Raw genomic sequence first — 19476 nt, forward strand, 5'->3', positions numbered from 1 at the left:
TCATGTCCTTGCGTTTTTCTCTGCGCCACGCCGTGGCCGTGGCTGCCGTTGCGCTGCCTGCCGTCAGCTTTGCCGCCTATCCTGACCACCCGATTGAATGGGTGGTGCCCTATGCCGCCGGTGGCGGCTCGGATGTGGTGGCCCGCGTGGTGGCAGAGCCCATGGCCAAGGCCCTGGGCCAGTCCATCATCATCATCAACAAGCCCGGGGCTGCCACCAACATCGGTGCCGACTACGCCGCGCGCGCCAAGCCCGATGGCTACACCGTGCTGACGGGCGACACCGGCACCCTGGCGGCCAACCCGTACCTGTACAAGAAGCTCAGCTACAGCGCCGAGAAGGATTTCTCCTCGGTCGGCCTGCTGGTGCGCTTTCCGATGATCCTGGTTGTCAACCCCAAGCTGCCAGTCAAGAACCTGCAGGAGTTCGAGGCCTGGGCCAAGGCGCAGAGCGGCGGCGTGAGCTACGCCACGCCCGGCGCGGGTTCGCCCCACCATCTGGCGACTGAAATCTTCCGCGAGCGTGCCCACCTGAACCTGGTGCATGTGCCCTACAAGGGTGCGGCACCGGCCGTGCAGGACGTGATGGGTGGCCAGGTGCCGTTCATGTTTGTCGATTCGGTCACCGGGTACCAGAACATTCAGGCGGGCAAGCTGCGGGCCATTGGCATAGCCACGCCCAAGCGCTCCAAGGTCTTTCCCGACATTCCGACGCTGGACGAGCAGGGCGTCAAGGGCTATGAAGCCTACGCCTGGCAGGGAGTGGTTGTCCCCAAGGCGACACCCACAGACCGTACCGAACTGTTGAGTAAGCAACTACAAGCTACCTTGAAGGAGCCTGCCGTGACCAAGCGACTGGAAGAGATGGGCCTGGAGGTGACGCCTTCAAACAGCGCCGACATGGACAAATTCCTTGCCGCAGAGCGCGCCAAGCTTGGGCCTGTGATCAAAAGCAACAATATTCAACTCGATTGAGTAAAAAGTGAACAAATGCGATAAAATAGATTCGCCAGTAGGTTAACCATTCCATTGGTTGAAAAAGTTGAGTCACCAAGCGCGATGTCATAGACATCGCGCTTTTTTTGTGCGCAATAAACGTTCGAAGGCGTCCAGACACCAGGGCGATAGGACGGTGTTTCCTTTTGCTGCATGCTGTATCCATCGATTCTTTTACAAGGAATGGCGATGGAAGCTGCAGTTCTCCCAACTCCCCAGGTGCTGGCGTTCGATGTGTTCGGCACGGTCGTCGATTGGCACGGCTCCATCCTGCGCGAGATGGCGCAGCGTTATCCACAGGTCGATGGCAATGCCTTTGCCTTGGCGTGGCGCGAAGGCTACAGACCTGCGATGGAGCAGGTGCGCAACGGTACCCTGGGCTGGATGCGCATTGACGCACTGCACCGCCGCATTCTGGACAGCATCCTGCCGGAGTTTGGCCTGGGTCATATGCCCGAGGCCGAGCGCGTGGCGCTCAACCGTGTCTGGCACCGTCTCTCGCCCTGGCCGGATGCCGTGGCGGGCCTGCAGCGGCTCAAGAAACGCTTTGTCATCACGCCACTGTCCAACGGCAATATCGCGCTGCTCACCCACATGGCCAAGAATGCCGGTCTTCCCTGGGATTGCGTGCTGTCGACCGAGGTCTTCAAGGCCTACAAGCCTGATCCTGGCGCCTATCTTGGCGTGGCCGATGTGTTTGAGCTTCCGCCCGAGGCGGTGATGCTGGTGGCCGCCCACCACAGCGATCTGGCCGGTGCGCGCGCCTGCGGCCTGCAGACGGCCTATGTCGAGCGCCCGCTGGAGTTTGGGGCGGCGCGCCCCAAGGACGTCTCGCCCAGGTCCGGCAATACCTACCATTGCCGCGACTTTCTCGATCTGGCAGATCGCCTGGGCTGCTGAGAAGGGGTGGGGCCCTGGGCCTCACCGCGCCGCACTGCACCCGAAGATGCAAAAACAGCGCCCGCAGGCGCTGTGGTTGTGATGCGGGAGCGGCTTACTTCTTGCTCTGCGCCAGCCATTTGGTGGCCAGTTGTACCCAGTAGGTGGCGCCCAGGGGAATCAGGTCGTCGTTGAAATCGTAGCTGGGGTTGTGCAGGGTGCAGGGGCCGCCACCGTGGCCGATGGCGCGGTGGTCACCCTCGCCATTGGCGATGAAGCAGTAGGCACCGGGCTTGGCCTGCAGCATGAAGGAGAAATCCTCCGCACCCATGGTGGGCTCCTGCACATTCACGCGGTCTTCACCGATGATGTCCACCATCACCTGGCGGGCAAATGCGGCTTCGTCCGGGGTGTTGACGGTGGCCGGGTAGTTGCGGTTGAAGTAGAAATCGCACTTGGCGTTGTTCATTGCGCAGCAGCCTTCGGCAATCTGGCGCATGCGCGATTCGATCAGGTCCAGCACCTCCACGGTGAAGGCGCGCACGGTGCCCTGCAGCTCCACGCTGTTGGGGATCACGTTGTTGGCTTCGCCGCCATGGATCATGGTGACCGAGATCACGCCGGTGTCCAGCGGCTTCTTGTTGCGGGTGATGATGTTCTGGAACGCGGTGACGATCTGGCAGGCGATGGGAACGGGGTCGTTGCCCATGTGCGGCATGGCGCCGTGGCCACCCTTGCCGGTGATGGTGATCTTGAAGTCATTGCTCGACGCCATGACCGGGCCCGGGCTCACGGCCATCTGGCCGGCGGCCATGCCGGGCCAGTTGTGCATGCCGAACACGGCCTGCATGGGGAATTTCTCGAACAGGCCGTCCTTGATCATCTCGCGCGCACCGCCGCCTCCTTCTTCGGCTGGCTGGAAGATCAGGTACACGGTGCCTTCGAAATCGCGGTGCTTGGCGAAATGCTTGGCAGCAGCCAGCAGCATCGCGGTGTGGCCGTCGTGGCCGCAGGCGTGCATCTTGCCCTGGTGTCGGCTGGCATGGTCAAAGGTGTTGTTCTCCTGCATGGGCAGCGCGTCCATGTCGGCACGCAGGCCCACGGCATAGCCGCTCTTGCCGCCATCCTTGCCGTGCACGATGCCGACCACGCCGGTCGTCCCCATGCCGCGGTCAATGGGAATACCCCACTCGGTGAGCTTGGCTGCCACTAGATCAGCGGTGCGCACTTCTTCAAAGCACAGCTCGGGGTGGGCGTGGATGTCTTTGCGGATCTGGGCAATGCTGGCCGCTTCGGCCACGATGGAGTCAATCAGCTTCATAGCGGGTATGTCCTGGTGAAACAAGCGCTGGCGCGCGTCTGTCGCCAATGGTCACTTGAATTTTGATAGCAAAACTGACGCTGGAGCGCCAAGCCTTCTATGGTGCAGCAAAGCGGATGACCGCTGGTGCCAAATGGCCTGGGAATAACCCTTGAGAGGGGCTCCAGGTGTCACCTTTGGCACTTCTGCTTCCATTTCTGGATCACCTGATTACCCTGGCGGCTTCGCTCGTCGTGCGCAGATGATGGGGCAATGGAATGTCGCCTTTGCAGCAGCGGTGGCACATGCGCGTCGATCCCGCGCTACGATGTGCGGGCAGATCGCCTGCCGATCCATCACGAATACAAGCCCGCCACCATGAACACGCCTCCTGCCTCTTCATCCGTCATCGGCGCCTGTCCGCATGATTGTCCCGACACCTGCTCGCTGATCACCACGGTGGTGGATGGCGTGGCCACCAAGGTCAACGGCAATCCGCAGCACCCGCAGACCGGCGGCGTGCTGTGCGCCAAGGTGAGCAAGTACACCGAGCGCACTTACCACGAGGGCCGTGTGCTGCAGCCGCTCAAGCGCGTGGGGCCCAAGGGGAGTGGCCGGTTCGAGCCGGTGGGCTGGGACGAGGCGCTTTCGGACATTGCGGCCCGACTGCACGCGATTGCCGCGCGCGACCCGCAGGCCATTCTGCCGTACAGCTACGCGGGCACCATGGGCTTTGTGCAGGCCGAAAGCATGGACCGGCGCTTTTTCCACCAGCTGGGCGCCAGCCTGCTGGACCGCACCATCTGCGCGAGTGCGGGCAGCGAAGCGCTGCTGCACACCTATGGCGGCAAGCTGGGCATGCGCGTGCAGTTTTTCGCCGAGAGCCAGCTGATCCTGATCTGGGGCAGCAACAGCATCACCAGCAACCTGCATTTCTGGCGCTATGCGCAGGAGGCCAAGCGCAACGGTGCCAAGCTCATCTGCATCGACCCGCGCAAATCGGAAACCGCCGAGAAATGCCACGAGCACATCCAGATCCTGCCCGGAACCGACGCGGCGCTGGCGCTCGCTCTGATGCATGAGGTGATCGTGCACGATTGGCTGGACCACGACTACATCGCCCAGCACACCCTGGGCTGGGATGCGCTCCGGGCCCGGGCGCTGGAATGGCCGCCCGAGCGTGCCGCTGCGGTGTGCGGCATCACGGTGGAAGAGATTCGCAACCTGGCGCGCGATTACGCCACCACCAAGCCAGCCGCCATCCGCCTGAACTATGGCATGCAGCGCGCGCACGGTGGTGGTAACGCCGTGCGTGCCGTGGCCTGCCTGCCAGCGCTGGTGGGGGCATGGCGCCACCGGGCGGGCGGTCTGCTGCTGTCCACATCGTCCACCTCGCCCGCGCGCCGCGCCGATCTGCAGATGCCGCAATTGCTGGGCGCGCGCCGCCCGCGCACCATCAACATGAGCACGATTGGCGATGCGCTTTTGCACCCAGGCGGAGCCGGTTTTGGCCCCCGGGTGGAGGCGCTCGTCTGCTACAACAGCAACCCGGTGGCCGTCGCACCCGAATCGGCCAAGGTGGCAAAAGGCTTTGCGCGCGAGGATCTGTTCACCGTGGTGCTGGAGCATTTCATGACCGACACCGCAGACCATGCCGACTATGTGCTGCCCGCCACCACGCAGCTGGAGCACTGGGATATCCACACCACCTATGGCCATACCGATGTGCTGCTGAACCGGCCAGCCATTGCGCCGCTGGGGCAGGCGCGCAGCAATGCGCAGATCTTCCGCGATCTGGCTGCGCACATGGCGCAGCACGACGCGGCGTTTGCTGCCGAGCACTTTCGCACCAGCGACGAAGACCTGTGCCGCGCGGCCATGGATGCCAACTGTGTGGATTTCGACACCTTGCTGGCGCAGGGCTTTGCCGTGCAGAACCTGCCCGATGCTCCCTTTGCCAATGGCGGCTATGCCACCGCATCGGGCAAGTGCGAATTCTTCAGCAGTGCACTGGAAAAGCTGGGTGCCAGCCCGCTCCCTGACTATGTGCCCAACTACGAACCACCGACCGCAGCGCACCCCCTGGCCATGATCTCGCCGCCAGCGCGCAACTTCATGAATTCGACCTTCGTGAATGTGCAGAAGCTGCGCCAGGCCGAAGGCCGCCCCACGCTGGAGATGCATGCCCAGGATGCCGCCGCGCGCCAGATTGCCGATGGCGATGCGGTGCGTGTGTTCAATGCGCGCGGCACCCATGTATGCCATGCCAGCATCAACGGCCGGGCGCGGCCGGGTGTGGTGGTGGGCTTGGGCGTCTGGTGGCGCAAGGACGGAGCCAATGGCACCAACGTGAACGAGCTGACGCACCAGCAGCTCACCGACATGGGGCGCGCGCCATCCTTCTATGACTGCGCGGTGCAAGTGGAGCGTCTGTCTGCTGCTTGAGGCAGCCCGCCAAGGAGTTATTTTCTTCAAAAAGCATAGCTGGCTGCGTGCTCTGTCATTGATTCTTGATGAAAAAAGCATTGAAATTCAATATCAATAAGCGCCAGTTGCTCTCTTTTTTATAGGGGCTGACCGAGCAACAGGGATGCATCTCGGGCCCCAGGCGTTTCGGAGCCCACTGAAGAGCGCTGGACGCCATTTCCCAAACCACAACCAACAGGGGACAGACATGATCGGAATCCGTGACGCGTTTTCAACCAGCTATGCGAAGGCGCGCGTCAAGTTTCTGGAGGCCGCCGTGCTGGCGGGGCTGCAGGTCGAATCGCACAATCACCCTGAAGACGGCGCCGAAGACGAAACCCTGGCCATGGATGTGGCACGCGACGGCGCGCTGGATGCCGACAGGCTGCTCATCGTCAGCAGCGCCTGCCATGGCATTGAAGGCTATTGCGGCAGTGGCGTGCAGGTGCATGCATTGCACGACGAGGAATGGCTGCAAAAGGCGCGCAATGTCGGTGTAGCTGTGCTCTATGTGCATGCACTCAATCCGCACGGCTTCTCGTACGGCCGCCGGGTGACGCATGAGAACGTCGACCTGAACCGCAACTTCATCGACTTCAACCAGCCCTTGCCAACCAACCCAGCCTATGACGAGGTGCAGGACCTGATCCTGCCCGCGAAATGGCCGCCGACGCCCGATGTGCAGCAGGCGATTGACCGCTATATTGCCGAGCGCGGCCAGCGTGCCTGGCAAGGCGCTGTCGGCCAGGGCCAGTACCAGCATCCCACAGGCGTCTTCTTTGGTGGCCAGGCCCCCACCTGGAGCAATCGCACCATCCGCCAGGTGCTGCGCAAGCATGGTGGCCAGGTACGCCGGCTGGCCTGGATCGACATCCACACCGGCCTGGGCCCCAATGGCTATGGCGAGCGCATCTTCACCGGGCCGAACGATGCGCAGATGCTGGCGCGGGCACGCCACTGGTGGGATGGGGGCGGCGCCACGCCCGTCACGTCGCTGGACGATGGCAGCTCCTCCTCGCCGCCTCTCACGGGCCTGTTGTGGAACAGTGCGGTGCAGGAATGCCCGCAGGCCGAGTTCACCGGAATTGCGCTGGAATACGGCACCGTGCCGGTGCTGGAGACCACGGGCGCCATCCGCGCCGACCACTGGGTGCACAACCACCCTGATGCACCGAGCGCGCAACGAGCTGCCATTCACCAGCAGATGCGGGCGGCGTTCTATGACGAGCGCGATGCCTGGATGGGCCAGATCGTGAGCCAGGCACGGCAGGCGATGTTCCAGGCGGTGGACGGCCTGTCTGCCTGATTGATTGCCTGACTAACTGGCGGCCTGATCGGGGGGCTTCAACCGTGGTGGGGGCCACGCAGCACCGCCAGGGTCTGCATGCCCCAGTGGTGCAGGCATTCGCGCACCATGATGAGCACGGCAATCTGCCCCTGGCTCAGCGCCAGGCCGCGCAGCGGCCCTCCCATGACCGTATCTGCGTAACGGTTAAACCAGTCCTCCACCGCGTCAGTGGGGTACAAAAGCAACACTGCTGTTGCCTCGGTGACATCGGAGGGCACGGCCAGTTGCTGGAGCAGTGACGCCATCTCAGGCGCGGTACACAGCAGGCTGGTCTGCGCTGATGGTGCGGGCCACATGCGTACCAGGGGCATCACCGTATCTTCCACAGTGGCAATCGCCGCTTCCACATCGGCATCATCGGGCGGGTTGTGGCGCAGGCAGCGCCCCGCCAGGCTGGTGCTGCCGATGGGCAACGCATGGACAAGGGGGCCGGTACTTTGCTGGCGCGCAACGGTGCTCTGATCGCTGCCGATGTCCAGCCAGGCCCAGTCGCGCCCGGGCCATTGCGCCATGCAAAGCGCCAGCAGATCGTTGGATGGGGGTGTGGATGAGGCCATGGCTGCAATGTAGCGCGGCAATGTCAGACAAATGCCATTGACGGGACATGTTTGCTCACCAAAATGGGGTGCCATGAACATGCTGCAGTCCCAATTGGAGGCGAAGCTGTCGGGCCTTCCCGTGGCAGTCGCCATTGCTCTTCCTTCAGGCGAATGGATCGCCAACCCCCATGAGGCCCAGTTGCGCCTGCACTGCCGCAGTGCCAAATCGCTCGCGGCGCTGGCGTCTGGCGATATCGGGATCGTAGGCTCCTATATCGTCGAAGGCGACGTCGAGATCGACGGCAGCATGCGCGATGCCATGGCGGCAGCAGTGGCACTGATGCCGACGGACCCGGTCGCGGCACGCTCCACATGGTGGAGCCGCCTGCTGGCGCGCTCGCGCTCGGCCGCCTTGCACACGCTGACGAAGGATTCGGAGCAGATCCAGTTCCATTACGACGTCTCCGACGAGTTCTATGCGCTGTGGCTGGATCCGCGCCGTGTCTACTCGTGTGCGTATTACGCGCAGCCTGATTTCAACGTGGCGCAGGCCCAGGAGGCCAAGCTTGATCTGATCTGCCGCAAACTGCGCTTGCAGGCGGGCGAGCGCTTTCTGGATGTGGGCGCAGGCTGGGGCGGCCTGCTGCTGTGGGCGGCGGAGCACTACGGCATTCAGGGCACGGGCATCACCCTTTCCAAGAACCAGCATGCCTATGTCCAGCAGTTGATTGCCCAGAAGGGCCTGCAGGACCGTGTGCAGATGCTGCTGATGGATTACCGCCAGCTCAAGACTGTCGAACCCTTTGACAAGATTGCCTCGGTCGGCATGTTCGAGCATGTGGGCCGGGCCCATATGCATGAATACTTTGCCACCCTCAAGAGTCTGATCAAACCCGGCGGCCTGCTGATGAACCATGGCATCACCGCCGGTGGCACCGACAATGAACAGCTGGGCGCGGGCATGGGCGAATTCATCGAGAGATACATCTTCCCTGGTGGCGAGCTGCTGCATGTGAGTGTGGTGCAGCATGAAATGGCCAATGCTGGCTGGGAGATGGTGGACATCGACAACCTCCGCCCGCACTATGCCAAGACGCTGTGGGCCTGGTCCGATGCGTTGGAGGCGCAGCTGGAGACTGCGCTGCGAGTACTCTCGCAAAAGAGCAATCCCGAACAGGCGGCCAAGACGCTGCGCGCCTACCGCCTCTATCTGGCGGGTTGTGCCACCGGTTTCGAGCGCGGCTGGACGGCCTTGCACCAGATGCTGGCCACCGTGCCGGACGGCTCCATGACCACTGGTAGCATCCGTGGTGCACAATCGCATTACCCATTCACCCGGGACTACATGTACCGTTAACAACGTGTTTACGATCTCCTCGCGGAGTGTGGACGCGGACTCGGGCGGTCTGCACACACCCTCACGAAAGATCGTGAACACGTTCGAAGGAGAAGAATTTGGTCTATAAATTTGTATCGCGTGCCACGGCCGACATGATCATGCTGGAAGCGGATGCGCAAAAAATCCTGAAGATCATCGGCAAAGAGGCATCGCCCGCAGGCATCATCACCGCGGCGCAGATTCCCGCTGCCATCGGGGCCTTGCAGGCCGCTGTTGCCGCCGAAGACGAGCGCAGCAAGCAGCCTGCCGAACCAGCGGACAAGAATGCGGAAGACGAAGATGGCGATGACGTCAAGGCCACCGTGGGCCTCAAGCAGCGCGCCGTGCCCTTCATCGTCATGCTGCAGCGCAGCGAGGCCGAAGGCGCCGATGTGGTCTGGGGTCACTAGGCCTGTCATCCACGCCTCCACAAAAAGCGACTGCATGGCAGTCGCTTTTTTCATGGCCTCAGGCCCTCAATCGGGCTTGACCTGCGCGTGCTTGAGCACCTTTTGCCAGCGCGTCTGCTCCTTGGCGATGAACTGGGCAAACTGCTGCGGCGTGTCGCCTATGGGCTCCGCCGCGTCGCCCTGCAGCCGCTTGACCGAGTCGGGCGCCTTGACGGCCTTGGCGCATTCGGCGGCCAGGGTGTCCACGTGGGCTTTGGCCATCGATGCCGGGGCCAGCATGCCGTACCACTGCGTCATCTCGAAGCCGGGAAACCCCTGTTCGGCCACGGTGGGCACATCGGGCAACTGAGGCAGGCGCTGGGTCGAGCCGGTGGCGATGCAGCGCACCTTGCCCGATTTGATAAACGGCAGCAGCGCCGCCGCGCCCACCGATGCGGCATCGAGCCGGCCGGAGAGCAGGTCGGTCATCATGGGGCCCGTGCCTTTGTAGGGCACGTGCAGCATGAAGATGCCGGCCGTCATCTTCAGGTACTCGAACGCCAGGTGCCCGGCGCTGCCATTGCCAGCCGAGCCGTAACTCAGCTTGCCCGGCTTGCTCTTGGCGAGTTTGATCAGGTCCTGCAGGTTCTTGACCGGCAGGTCGGGGTGCACGACGTACAGGCTGGGCACCTTGGCAAGCAGACTCACGGGCCGGAAGTCCTTGTTCGGGTCGTAGGGCAGCTTGTCGAAGATATAGGGATTGACGGCCAGGGTGCCGATGTGGCCCAGGATGACGGTGTGCTGGTCGTCGGAGCGCGCCACTTCCTGCATGGCGATATTGCCTGCAGCCCCTGGCTTGTTTTCCACGAACACGTTCTGGCCCATGGTCTTGGCGAGTTCTGCCGCCGTGGAGCGGGCCACGATCTCGGAGCTGCCGCCCGGAGCGAACGGCACCACAAAGCGGATCGGCCTGCTCGGCCAGTCGGCTGCATGGGCAAACGCGGGCAGGCCGGGCAGGGCCAGCGCACCGCTGGCGGCAAGCCATTGGCGGCGGGTGAGGGAGGGCAGGGTCATGGGCATCTCCTGGAAGTCGTTATCGGTTGATGGATGCAGTGGGGAAAATCGGATGCCTCAGGTGCGGGGCACACGGGGAGGGCGGCTGCCGTGCAGGAGCCGTGCCTTGCGGCAACAAAAAAAGACTGCAGCAGCAGTCTTTTCTTTTGGCTGAAAGTGCTGGTGGCGCCTGCATGGCAAGCGCGTTCAGCTGTCAATGCATGAGCATTTGCCAAGTTACTCGGCAAAGGTGCCTGCCGCCTTGATGACGGGCGTCCACTTGGCGATTTCGGCCTGGACGAAGGCCTTGTGGCCCTCAGGCGTGACGCGGTTGTCATTGGCGACCACGGCGCTCAGGCCTTCTGATTTCTTGATGAACTCAGGGTCCTTCAGGGCCACCTTCAGGGCGTCGTTGACCTTCTTCAGGATGTCGGCGGGCGTGCCCTTGGGGGCGTACAGGCCGTGCCAGATGGTCACTTCAAAACCCTTGAGGCCCTCTTCCTGCAGCGTGGGCAGGTCCTTGAGCGATGGGGTGGTGAGGCGCTTGCTGGTGGTCACGGCATAGGCCTTGACCTTCTTGCCCTCGATCTGGCCGGTGGTGTTGGTGGTCTGGTCGCACAGCACATCCACCTGGTTGCCCATCAGGTCAGCAATCGCCGGAGCAGCGCCCTTGTACGGCACGGGCGTCATCGGCACCTTCAAGGTGCTTTGCAGCAGCAGGCCGCACAGGTGCGAGGCCGAACCAATACCTGCATTGGCGAGGTTGACCTTGTCCTTTTCCTTGTTGATGAAAGCAGCCAGTTCCTTGTAGTTGTTGGGCGCCAGGGTGGGCTTGCCGATCAGGGTCATCGGCACGTCGTTGATGATGCCCAGGTATTCAAAATCCTTCATCACATCGAACGACAGCTTGCGGTACAGGATGGGGGCCGTGGCAACGCCGATGTGGTTGAGCAGCAGGGTGTAGCCGTCAGGCTTGGCGCGTGCTGCCTTGGCCATGCCGATGGTCGAGCCTGCGCCGTCGGCATTGTCGATCACGATGGTGACGTTGTTGCCCAGGGGCTTGCGCAGCGACTCTGCCAGATCGCGCGCCACGCGGTCGGTCGGGCCGCCTGCCGTGAACGGCACCACGATGGTGACGGGTTTGTTGGGGTAGGAAGCATCGGCATGTGCGCCTGCTGCCGCAAAGGCGGCCAGCGCCACCACACTCCATTGCGCCATGGTTTTCATAGTCTCTTGTCTTTCTCTGTATAAAAGGTGAAGCCTTTCATGTCCCCTGTTATTGGTGATGGCGGCCCCTGCTGCTGATGCGGGAGCTGGCCTTGTCCTGGGTCAGCTTGGCGATAAAAGAGTGCCATCCTAACGACACCGGAGGACGGATTTTCCTAAGGTAAACCCTTGTTTTTCCGAAGTTTTTGGCCAGGTTTGAGGCCAGAGGCGCCGCATGACTTCAAGCCAAATTGGTTGTTTGCGCAATGGCTGTGCGCGCAATTTGCTATGAAATTTGATAGTCAAAGCGTCTGAATCCCGGTGCAATATGCATGGCACTTCAGGTGCCGGAATGACGAATTTTTGCTTTCCGTCAGGCCTTTTTGCGCAAAAGCACGGGGGTGCCAGACGCTTTTCAGCGCTTTTCGATGGGTGGTTTGCCCGGGCGGCTGGCTGCAATGCCGCGTGCCATACGCGCGTTGCGCACGGCGGCGGCCGAGCGTCCCAGTTGCAAGGCCAGCTGCGCATCGGGGGCCGTACCCAGTTGCACGATCTCGGCGTCGGTCCAGGGCTGCTGCGTCTCCTTGCCCCGGCTGGCATCCAGCGGGGCAATGCCCAGTGCCCCGCGTTTGGCCACCACGCTGGCCTTGCTGATGCCCCAGCGCGCGGCCAGCTCGGCATCGGTGCTGCGGCCCAACGCGTCCAGCATGGCCTGCGTCCACGCCACGTGGCCAAAGGCGGCAATGCCCAGGCTGTTGCGCTTGAGGTTGACGGTCTTTGCCGTGGTGCCCCAGCGCTCGGCCAGTACCGCGTCCTTGTCGGTGCCCAGTTGGGCGATCATCTCGGCAGTCCACTCTATGCTTGCGCGGCCCATGGAATTTTCGGAAAAATGTGGTTGAAGGTCTGCAGATAAAGCGCCAGATGCTCTTATTTTTGCAGCGATTGCTCAATGGCGGCAGCCATGGCAAGTAACTGGCGGTCCTGCATGCGCTGGCCCACAAGCATGATGCCCACGGGCAGTTCGGTAGCCGCACGCGGTGCGGGCAGCGAGAGGGCGGGCAGGTCGTAGAAATTGAAGATCGAGGTGTTGCGCAGAATCAGGCCATTGGCGGCAAAGAACGCGTCGTCGTCTTCCAGCAGGTCGGCGATGCGTGGCGCGGTGATGGCGATGGTGGGCAGCAGGAGCAAGTCCACATCCTGCATGGCGGCATCCATCTGTGCCTGCAGCCGTAGGCGCTGCTGCAGCAGATTCACGTAGTACGGTGCCATCAGGCTGCGGCCCTTGTCCATGCGCGAGAGCACGCGCGGGTCAAAGGCTTCGCGCTGATGGATGAGCGCATCGTGGTGGATGGCCGCCGCCTCGGCGGCGATGAGGGTGCCCTCGCTCTGCAACTGTCCGGGAGCCGCCATCATGGCTTGCCAGGGCAGCTTGGTGAAAACGGCCCCTTGCGCCTGCAGTGATTCGATAGCCTGCTCTGTTTTTTGTAGAACCTCGGCGCTGCACTGCTCCCATGGCAGGCCTTGGGGCAGGCCAATGCGCAGGCCGCGCACGCTGCGCGTGGGCAAGGGGGTGGGCGCATCGCCCGCCATCACGGCATCGGCAACAGCGCAATCGGCCACGCTGCGCGCCAGCGGCCCCAGGCTATCGAGTGTGAAGGACAGCGGAAATGCGCCCTCGCGCGATACCCGCGCCTGGGTGGGCTTGAAGCCCACCGTGCCGTTGAAGGCCGCCGGAATGCGTACCGAGCCGCCCGTGTCCGAACCAATGGCGATATCGACCAGACCGCGCCCCACGCTGACCCCTGCGCCCGATGACGACCCGCCTGGAATGCGCGTGGCATCCTGCGCGTTGCCCGGCGTACCAAAGTGCGGGTTGATGCCCACGCCGGAAAACGCGAACTCTGTCATGTTGGTCTTGCCAACGATGACGGCGCCTGCTGCACGCAACCGCTGCACCACCGGGGCATCGCGCGTGGCGGGGGCGCTGCTGCGCCGCATGGCGGCGCCTGCGGTGGTCACCTCGCCCGCAACATCCAGAAGGTCCTTCAGCGAGACGAGCTTGCCATCAAGCGGCCCCAGAGACAGGCCGCGCGCAGCCCGCGCCTCGGCGGCCTGCGCGGCCTCCCGGGCAGCATCGGCGTAGATCTGGGTGAAGATGCGATGGCCCTCATCGCCCAGCGCTTTGAGCGCGTGCAGGGTGTGATCAAGGCGTTGGGTGGATGTGGGCATGGCAAGGTAAGCGGGCATTGGTACCTGCGCCATCGTACCCAAAAAATGCCCTGCGTTCCTGCGTTCCTGCGTTCCTGCGGATGCTGTGCCTATGGCGTCGTGGCGGTAAAGCGCAGTTGTCCGTTGTAGGAGCCTGCTGTGCGGCTTGCGCTGTTGGCGTAGGAGAACGTCCAGTTGGCATTGCGGATGGTGACCAGGCTGTTCACCGCGCCCGAGCCGCCGCCATTCACATTCACCGTGGTGCCGTTGCCGCTGTTGGGAATGGGGGGCGCGGGCAGGTTGGCGCTGTCGCTGCTGGTGACCACGATCTCGCTCATCGGAATGGTGTTGGAGCCGCTGGTAAGAGGTGTCGTGACGGTGGCGTACAGGCTCACCTGCCCGCCATTGCTGCGTACTTCCACCGGCAAGACGTTACCGCTTGCGGCCACCACGAAGCCAGGGGCGGCGCCATTCCAGTTGACCGATGTGTTGTTGCCAACTGCGGGTGTGGTCGGCACCGCCGGGATCGATGGTGTCAGCGTGAAGGCCACCTGCGAAGCCGTGCCGCCAGGTGTGGGCCAGGCGCCGTCACCAATCCGGAAGAAGAGGAACTTGTCGATCTGGATGGCAAAGTTGAGCGCCACGCGCGGAGTGGTGCGCGGCAGGCTGCCATTGCCCGACGAGGCGCTGGCGGCATGCACTGTGTTGCCGGCAGCCAAAGCCAGCCCCAGCGCCAACCCGCAGGTGGCGTGGTGCAGGCGGGCGTGGCGGGTTTTCACTTCAGTTCCGTATTGATTTTGAAGCTGCCCTTGTCCCAGTCCAGCAGGCCGCTTGCCTGCACGGGGTAGCTGGGCTGCGGTGCGCTCTGGCCGTCGTCACCCTTGGGCATCAGCGCCAGTGTTCGCGTCTGGCCTGGCATGATGGGGGTGCCTTCGACGACGAGGCTGAAGGTGCGGCCCTTCGCATCTTTGGCGTCCAGCGTGCCTTCAAGGCGGCCATGGGCGTCGCCGGTATTGCTTACGCTCACGGTAGGTGTGCGCTTGCCGGCTACCTCGCGCATGGCGAGCTGGTGCATTTCAAGTTTGGGCTCGGCGCCGCCCAGCATCACATACACCGCCACTGCAATGCGGCCGGTGACGGGCAGGCTGAGGCTTGCGCTGCCGCTGCGGATGATGCTTTGCTGTGCAGGTTCCACGCCTTCGATGGTGATCATGAACCGGCATTCGCTGCGCGGTGTATCGGCCGGAGGGGTGACCTGAAAGCGGAAGCTGTTCTTGGTTTGCGCAGGCACCGTCAGTGTGCGCCGCTCCAGTACCACCCAGGGGCGGCAGCTGCCGGGTAGCAGTTCGTCGTGGTAAGTGATCTGGCCTTCAGGCGAGTAGGTCCAGTCCAGCGTGCGAATCGAGACGGCTGTGGGAGCATTTCCCAGGTTGTGGATGTCGATCGATTGGCCCAGCCGCTCGCCGCCCTTGGCGGTCAGTTCAAAGCGCGATGGCGCAACGGCAATCTCGAAAGGCGCAGCCTGCACGCAGGCGGCAAGCAAGGCCAGACCCAGTGCGGAGGCATTGCGGACGATGGAGGGAACAAAACGACTCATGGCTGTATCTCGATCTCGAAATAGGATTCGAAGCTGAGGCTTGCGCCCCGGCCCAGTTGCAACTGGCGTGGGTCGATGCGCAGTTGCAGGTCAAAGGTGTCGGTGATCCACGGGGTGCGGACGTCGCCGCTCCAGACCAGTACGCGGTCGCCTGGGCGGCCCATGCCGCTTTGAAACAGGGCGCCGCGCCACTGCACCTGCAGCGCGGACGGCGAGCGCAGCCCTGCAACGGCAAGCGGAATGACATAGTAAATACGTGCCCGCCGACCCACATAGGGCGCGGTGGCAAGCCGGTATTCGACCCGGCCAAAGGGCAGCAGCAGGGTCTGGGCATCGATCATCTGTGCCTGGCGGAAGTCGGCCTGCACGTGCGCGCGCGGCGAGGCTGAATCGTCCAGCCGCGCAATCTGTGCGTGGGCCGCTGAAGCCATCACGCAGGCAGCCAGCCCAAGCATGGCTGGAAAACGCTGGAAACTCGGCAAACGGCGCAGAGGGGGCAGATGGGCGGAGTGCAATCGCGGCATATGCATCCTCACTGCATCGATGCGGTGAAGTACACCGTACCCTTGTAGGCGCCAGCGGGGTAGATGACGTCGTTGGCATAGGTGAACGTCAGCCGTGTGGCGTTCATGGTGTTGGATTGGTAGACCCAGCCGAGGCAAAAGATGAGGATGGGGAGCGAGCAATAGGTGGCATTGGCATTGAAGCTGGCAATCTGCTGGTTGACAGCGCCATTGAACTGGCCGTTCTGGATGTCGCCCGCGCTGCCACCGCTGGAATTGCTCACCGTCCAGCTGATCTTGCTGAAGGGGATGATGGTGGTGCCACAACTGGTGCTCTGGCAGGTGAGACCTGCGGATGAGTCCACCTGCAGGGTGACCGGGCGCGCAGTGCCGTCGGAGTTGGCTGGCCGGGTGGGGACGACGGAGATGTCAATGGCAGGCGTGCCTGTTACCGGCCCTGGGGTGAGGCCCACGTTGTTGCCGGTCACATTGAACTGCACGGTGTCGATGGCCGATGCCGATCCCACCTGCAGCGAAATGGCGTGATTGTTGCCGGTGTCGGTCACGGTGGTGATCACCGCGTTGGCGGGGACTGTGCTGCCGCATGCGAGCAGCGCCAGTCCCGCAGCCAGCGGAGCGCGGAATCGCCCCGGGGCTGTGGTCAGGAGAGCTGCGGCACGCATGGGCATCAGACGCCAGTGGCGGTGTAGGTCACCTGGGCAGTATACGAGCCTGCTTTCCAGGAGGCGGCTGCTGCGCTTGCCAGGCTGTAGGCCCAGGTGCCGGTGGCTACCGAGTTCGACGGGATGGTCGCGCTTGCAGCGCCGCAGGCCAGGTTGGTTCCCGGGTGTGGCAGCGTGCCGGTAACGGTGACGGTGAAGTCCGTATTGGCGGGGCCTCCTGTGGCAGGGGTCCAGGTCGGGGCGGCGCAGGTGAGGGTGCCGGTGCCTGCATTGGTCCAGGCATAGACGGTCAGTGCGGCCGGTGTGTTGAGCGTCGAGGTGGGCGCTGCACCACTCCAGTCCACGCTGGTGTTGTTGCCGACCACAGGTGCTGTCGGTACGGCAGGGATGCTGAAGCTTGCAGTCCAGCTGAGGGTATCGATCGTGGTGTTGGTCGAGCCTACGCGCAGCAGGATCAGCTTGGGCACCGCCACCGACAGCTTGACGTTGGCCTGCGCCGTGACATTGCTGCCACTGGTGGAGTAGCCGTACTGGCTGTCGGCCAGTGCATGGCCTGCGGATGCGAGCATCAAGACAGTGCCCAGCGCAATCGGATTCAGAAGTTTGTTGATCATTTTCACAGTCCTTTGTGTCAAAGGGGGTTGGCAAAAGCGCGGGTGCGCTGGTGGAGGCTGGTCTTCAACGTGCTCGGCAGTTCAGGGGTTTACTGCCGTTTACACATTGCCCAGCCTGTGGTCTGCTGCATGGCTACTCCCCCACCTTGATGACGGGAATCTCGGCGTTGGCATCGCCACGCAGCGGAACATTGACGCTCACGCCGGCCTCGTCCGCTGCGCCCCAGGGCAGCGGCACGCTGTCGAGCGTGACAGTGATTCGATGCTGGCCTTGGCCCACCATCGGAAATGAGAAACGGCCTTCGCGGTCGGTGACGGTGCGGTAGCGGCCATCCAGCACCACTTCGACGCCATTGACGCCGCTTTCACCGATCTGCCGCTGTCCATCGCGGTTGGCGTCGTAGAACACGTTGCCCGAGACACTGCCCGCACCTGTGCCGGGCGCTCCACCGGCCACGGCGAAGGGGCGTCCAGTGCTGCCGTCCCAACGCAGATAGACGTAGGCGGTCTTGTCGTTGCTGCGATAGACCTGAGGGCCGGTCCAGTTCGGCAGGGGTACCGTGGAGGCCCGTGCCTGGTTGATGAGCGCAGAGAAGCCCAGGCGCCAGCCGCTGCCCAGATCCTGCTCGGCCGAGAGGGTGCTCGACAGGCCTCGGCTGGTGTACAGGCCTCCGGTCTGCGAGGTGTAGCGCAGGTTGCCAGAGAAGCTCAGCGAGCTGCTGGCCCAGTAACGCACCTGCACGCCGGCGGTTGGGTATTGGCGCGCGGTGCCGCCGCTGCGGTCGTCCGCCCAGCCCAGCGTGGTGGTGAGTTCGGGGCGCATGGTTTCGCGCCGAACCGTGATCCAGTCCTGCTCCCACTGCACTTCACGGCCCGTGGCGTTACCGTCGCCCAGTACGATCTGCTCGTTGCGCCTGGCGGTCAGGCTCAGGCGTGTGCGTGGCAGATCGAAAAAGCGGGTCTGGTAGAAGCCGTAGGCGTAGATGCTGCGCTGCGTGCCCAGTGCCGTCTGGCCGCTGGCGCCGGCGTCGTAACGCGTCTGGTACAGATTGAGGTTGCCACCAATGGAGCTGTCGCGGTTGATGAAGTACTGCACATTGCCGCTGGCGCCCAGGCGGGACGAGCCGGTCTGCATCGCCTGGGCGCTGCTGCGCACTCGCTCGAAATCAAGCCCGCCACCCCAGCTCAGGCTGCTGGCGCTGTGGTCCATCCGCCAGTACGCGCCTTGTGTGCCCGAAGGCAGCAGGTAGTCGCCAAAATACAGATTGGGCCGAGAGACATAGGCACCGAATTCATGGCGAAAGCGCCCCAGCTTTGCTCCCGCCTCCAGGTACAGGCCCTGGGCTCCCCCCGTTGCCGTGCCCGGCGTGGTGCTGGAAGTGCTACTGCCCAAGACTGTCAGGCGGGCACGCAGGTCGCCGTCCTGCCGCAGTTCTCCCCCATAGCCCACAGCTGCGGCCCAGCTTGATACGTTTTTGCTGCCCGAGCCGTCACCGGTGAGGAAGTTGTAGTAACTGGCCGGAATGCTGCGCGCCTGCTCGATCTGGCCGGCGGCATACCAGGAATCGCCGAGGCGGCGGGTGGCGCCTAGCCAGGCAATGCTACCCTGGCTTTTCTCGAAGCCTGGATACGGGCCGCCCAGCAAGTCGCCACGCTCGCCCATGCCTGCGCGCAGATCGAAATCGCTGCCGTAGATGCGGGTCGAGAGCCCGCGCACGGTGCTGGTGCCCAGCGTGAGGCGGTAGTTGCGGCTGAGGCCGGTGGTCAGTTCGCTGTAGGCATCGCCCAAGGTGGTGTCGGCCAGCACACCCGGCGTGAGGGGCATGCCGAGATTGCGCAGGGTAATGCGCTGGCTGCTGGCCTCGCGGGCATAACCCAGGGCGCCAATGCCGTTGCCGGCATCCTGGTCGCCGTGCTGCGAGCGTCCATCGGCTTGCAGAACCCATTCACCATAGTTCAGAGTCTGCTGGCGGTACTCGATGCGCTGGCCAAATTCGGTGGCCTGGCGCTTTCCTGCGCCGGAGCTGCTGGACTGGGCGGCGCCGAGGCGGCCTTCCACCGACCAGCTGCGCAACCCTTCCGGCTGAGACAGGGCCTCTTCTGCGCTGGCGGCCTCGCCAGAGCGCAGGGAGCTGACCTCGTCGGCGCTCATGAACCTGTCCTCATAGGCGGGAGGGGCTGCGTCGATCAGCTTGCGCAGCCGCGCCTGTTCGGCTTCTGCGGGCGTCATGGCCTCAATGCCGGGCACATTGCCTGCAGTGGCGCTGGAGGAGGTGACGGGCTGGGCCATGGCAGAAGAGATGCTGGCAATGCAGGTC

At 63.6% G+C, this 19476-nt stretch carries 18 protein-coding genes; 6 read left to right on the forward strand and 12 right to left on the reverse strand.

The features are described from left to right. Positions 1–2: 2 nt before the first annotated feature. Positions 3–974 (forward strand): Bug family tripartite tricarboxylate transporter substrate binding protein, encoded by a 972-nt coding sequence (locus ABIE32_RS09400; RefSeq protein ID WP_429015465.1) that lies wholly within the window; start codon positions 3–5, stop codon positions 972–974. A 210-nt stretch (positions 975–1184) separates the two neighbouring features. Next, positions 1185–1895, forward strand: a complete 711-nt coding sequence (locus tag ABIE32_RS09405; RefSeq protein ID WP_429015468.1) for a haloacid dehalogenase type II — start codon at positions 1185–1187, stop codon at positions 1893–1895. A 94-nt stretch (positions 1896–1989) separates the two neighbouring features. On the opposite strand, the gene ABIE32_RS09410 is transcribed toward ABIE32_RS09405, so the two are convergent. Further along, positions 1990–3195 (reverse strand): M20 aminoacylase family protein, encoded by a 1206-nt coding sequence (locus tag ABIE32_RS09410; protein ID WP_429015470.1) that lies wholly within the window; start codon positions 3193–3195, stop codon positions 1990–1992. A gap of 357 nt (positions 3196–3552) precedes the next feature. Here ABIE32_RS09410 and ABIE32_RS09415 point away from each other — a divergent pair, with 357 nt between their 5' ends. Together ABIE32_RS09415 and ABIE32_RS09420 are read left to right on the forward strand one after the other, a co-directional pair. Continuing rightward, a complete protein-coding gene (locus ABIE32_RS09415) occupies positions 3553–5619 on the forward strand; it encodes a molybdopterin-containing oxidoreductase family protein (RefSeq protein WP_429015472.1) in 2067 nt (688 codons plus the stop codon). Between the two features lie 229 nt (positions 5620–5848). Further along, on the forward strand, positions 5849–6946 hold the full coding sequence (locus ABIE32_RS09420; RefSeq protein ID WP_429015475.1) for a M14 family metallopeptidase: 1098 nt from the start codon (positions 5849–5851) through the stop codon (positions 6944–6946). A gap of 38 nt (positions 6947–6984) precedes the next feature. Here the strand turns inward: ABIE32_RS09420 and ABIE32_RS09425 are convergent, their stop codons facing one another. Next, positions 6985–7545: a hypothetical protein gene (locus ABIE32_RS09425; RefSeq protein ID WP_429015478.1), complete on the reverse strand. Its 561-nt coding sequence runs from the start codon at positions 7543–7545 to the stop codon at positions 6985–6987. A 73-nt stretch (positions 7546–7618) separates the two neighbouring features. Here ABIE32_RS09425 and ABIE32_RS09430 point away from each other — a divergent pair, with 73 nt between their 5' ends. Together ABIE32_RS09430 and ABIE32_RS09435 are read left to right on the forward strand one after the other, a co-directional pair. Next, positions 7619–8884, forward strand: coding sequence for a class I SAM-dependent methyltransferase (locus tag ABIE32_RS09430; RefSeq protein ID WP_429015479.1), 1266 nt, complete (start codon positions 7619–7621; stop codon positions 8882–8884). A 98-nt stretch (positions 8885–8982) separates the two neighbouring features. Continuing rightward, positions 8983–9315 carry a DUF1840 domain-containing protein gene (locus tag ABIE32_RS09435; RefSeq protein ID WP_429015481.1) on the forward strand — a complete coding sequence of 111 codons (333 nt, stop codon included), beginning with the start codon at positions 8983–8985 and terminating at the stop codon, positions 9313–9315. Between the two features lie 66 nt (positions 9316–9381). Here ABIE32_RS09435 and ABIE32_RS09440 read toward each other — a convergent pair whose 3' ends face one another. The 10 genes from ABIE32_RS09440 to ABIE32_RS09485 all read right to left on the reverse strand — a co-directional run bounded on the left by ABIE32_RS09440 (position 9382) and on the right by ABIE32_RS09485 (position 19448). Further along, positions 9382–10374 (reverse strand): Bug family tripartite tricarboxylate transporter substrate binding protein, encoded by a 993-nt coding sequence (locus tag ABIE32_RS09440; protein WP_429015483.1) that lies wholly within the window; start codon positions 10372–10374, stop codon positions 9382–9384. 210 nt (positions 10375–10584) lie between these two features. Then, entirely contained in the window at positions 10585–11574 is a 990-nt protein-coding gene (locus tag ABIE32_RS09445; RefSeq protein ID WP_184704167.1) for a tripartite tricarboxylate transporter substrate-binding protein, read from the reverse strand. Between the two features lie 394 nt (positions 11575–11968). Beyond that, positions 11969–12394, reverse strand: coding sequence for a peptidoglycan recognition protein family protein (locus ABIE32_RS09450; RefSeq protein ID WP_429015486.1), 426 nt, complete (start codon positions 12392–12394; stop codon positions 11969–11971). Between the two features lie 86 nt (positions 12395–12480). Further along, complete coding sequence (locus tag ABIE32_RS09455; RefSeq protein ID WP_429015488.1) at positions 12481–13782, reverse strand: amidase; 1302 nt, start codon at positions 13780–13782, stop codon at positions 12481–12483. Between the two features lie 89 nt (positions 13783–13871). Then, positions 13872–14540 (reverse strand): hypothetical protein, encoded by a 669-nt coding sequence (locus ABIE32_RS09460; protein WP_429015490.1) that lies wholly within the window; start codon positions 14538–14540, stop codon positions 13872–13874. After that, the gene (locus ABIE32_RS09465; protein WP_429015491.1) at positions 14537–15358 is read right to left on the reverse strand and encodes a hypothetical protein; all 822 of its coding nucleotides are present in this window, start codon (positions 15356–15358) and stop codon (positions 14537–14539) included. Before ABIE32_RS09465 ends, ABIE32_RS09460 begins: the two co-directional genes overlap by 4 nt. Continuing rightward, the gene (locus tag ABIE32_RS09470; RefSeq protein ID WP_224150477.1) at positions 15355–15813 is read right to left on the reverse strand and encodes a hypothetical protein; all 459 of its coding nucleotides are present in this window, start codon (positions 15811–15813) and stop codon (positions 15355–15357) included. The genes ABIE32_RS09465 and ABIE32_RS09470 overlap by 4 nt, the downstream gene beginning before the upstream one ends. Positions 15814–15890: 77 nt before the next feature. Beyond that, complete coding sequence (locus tag ABIE32_RS09475) at positions 15891–16544, reverse strand: hypothetical protein (RefSeq protein WP_429015495.1); 654 nt, start codon at positions 16542–16544, stop codon at positions 15891–15893. A gap of 5 nt (positions 16545–16549) precedes the next feature. After that, on the reverse strand, positions 16550–17158 hold the full coding sequence (locus ABIE32_RS09480; RefSeq protein WP_429015497.1) for a hypothetical protein: 609 nt from the start codon (positions 17156–17158) through the stop codon (positions 16550–16552). Between the two features lie 133 nt (positions 17159–17291). Further along, positions 17292–19448 carry an SdrD B-like domain-containing protein gene (locus ABIE32_RS09485; RefSeq protein WP_429015499.1) on the reverse strand — a complete coding sequence of 719 codons (2157 nt, stop codon included), beginning with the start codon at positions 19446–19448 and terminating at the stop codon, positions 17292–17294. Between the last annotated feature and the right edge of the window lie 28 nt (positions 19449–19476).

Origin of the sequence: Comamonas sp. 4034 (assembly GCF_050434545.1) — a bacterium.
GTDB lineage: Bacteria > Pseudomonadota > Gammaproteobacteria > Burkholderiales > Burkholderiaceae_C > Comamonas > Comamonas odontotermitis.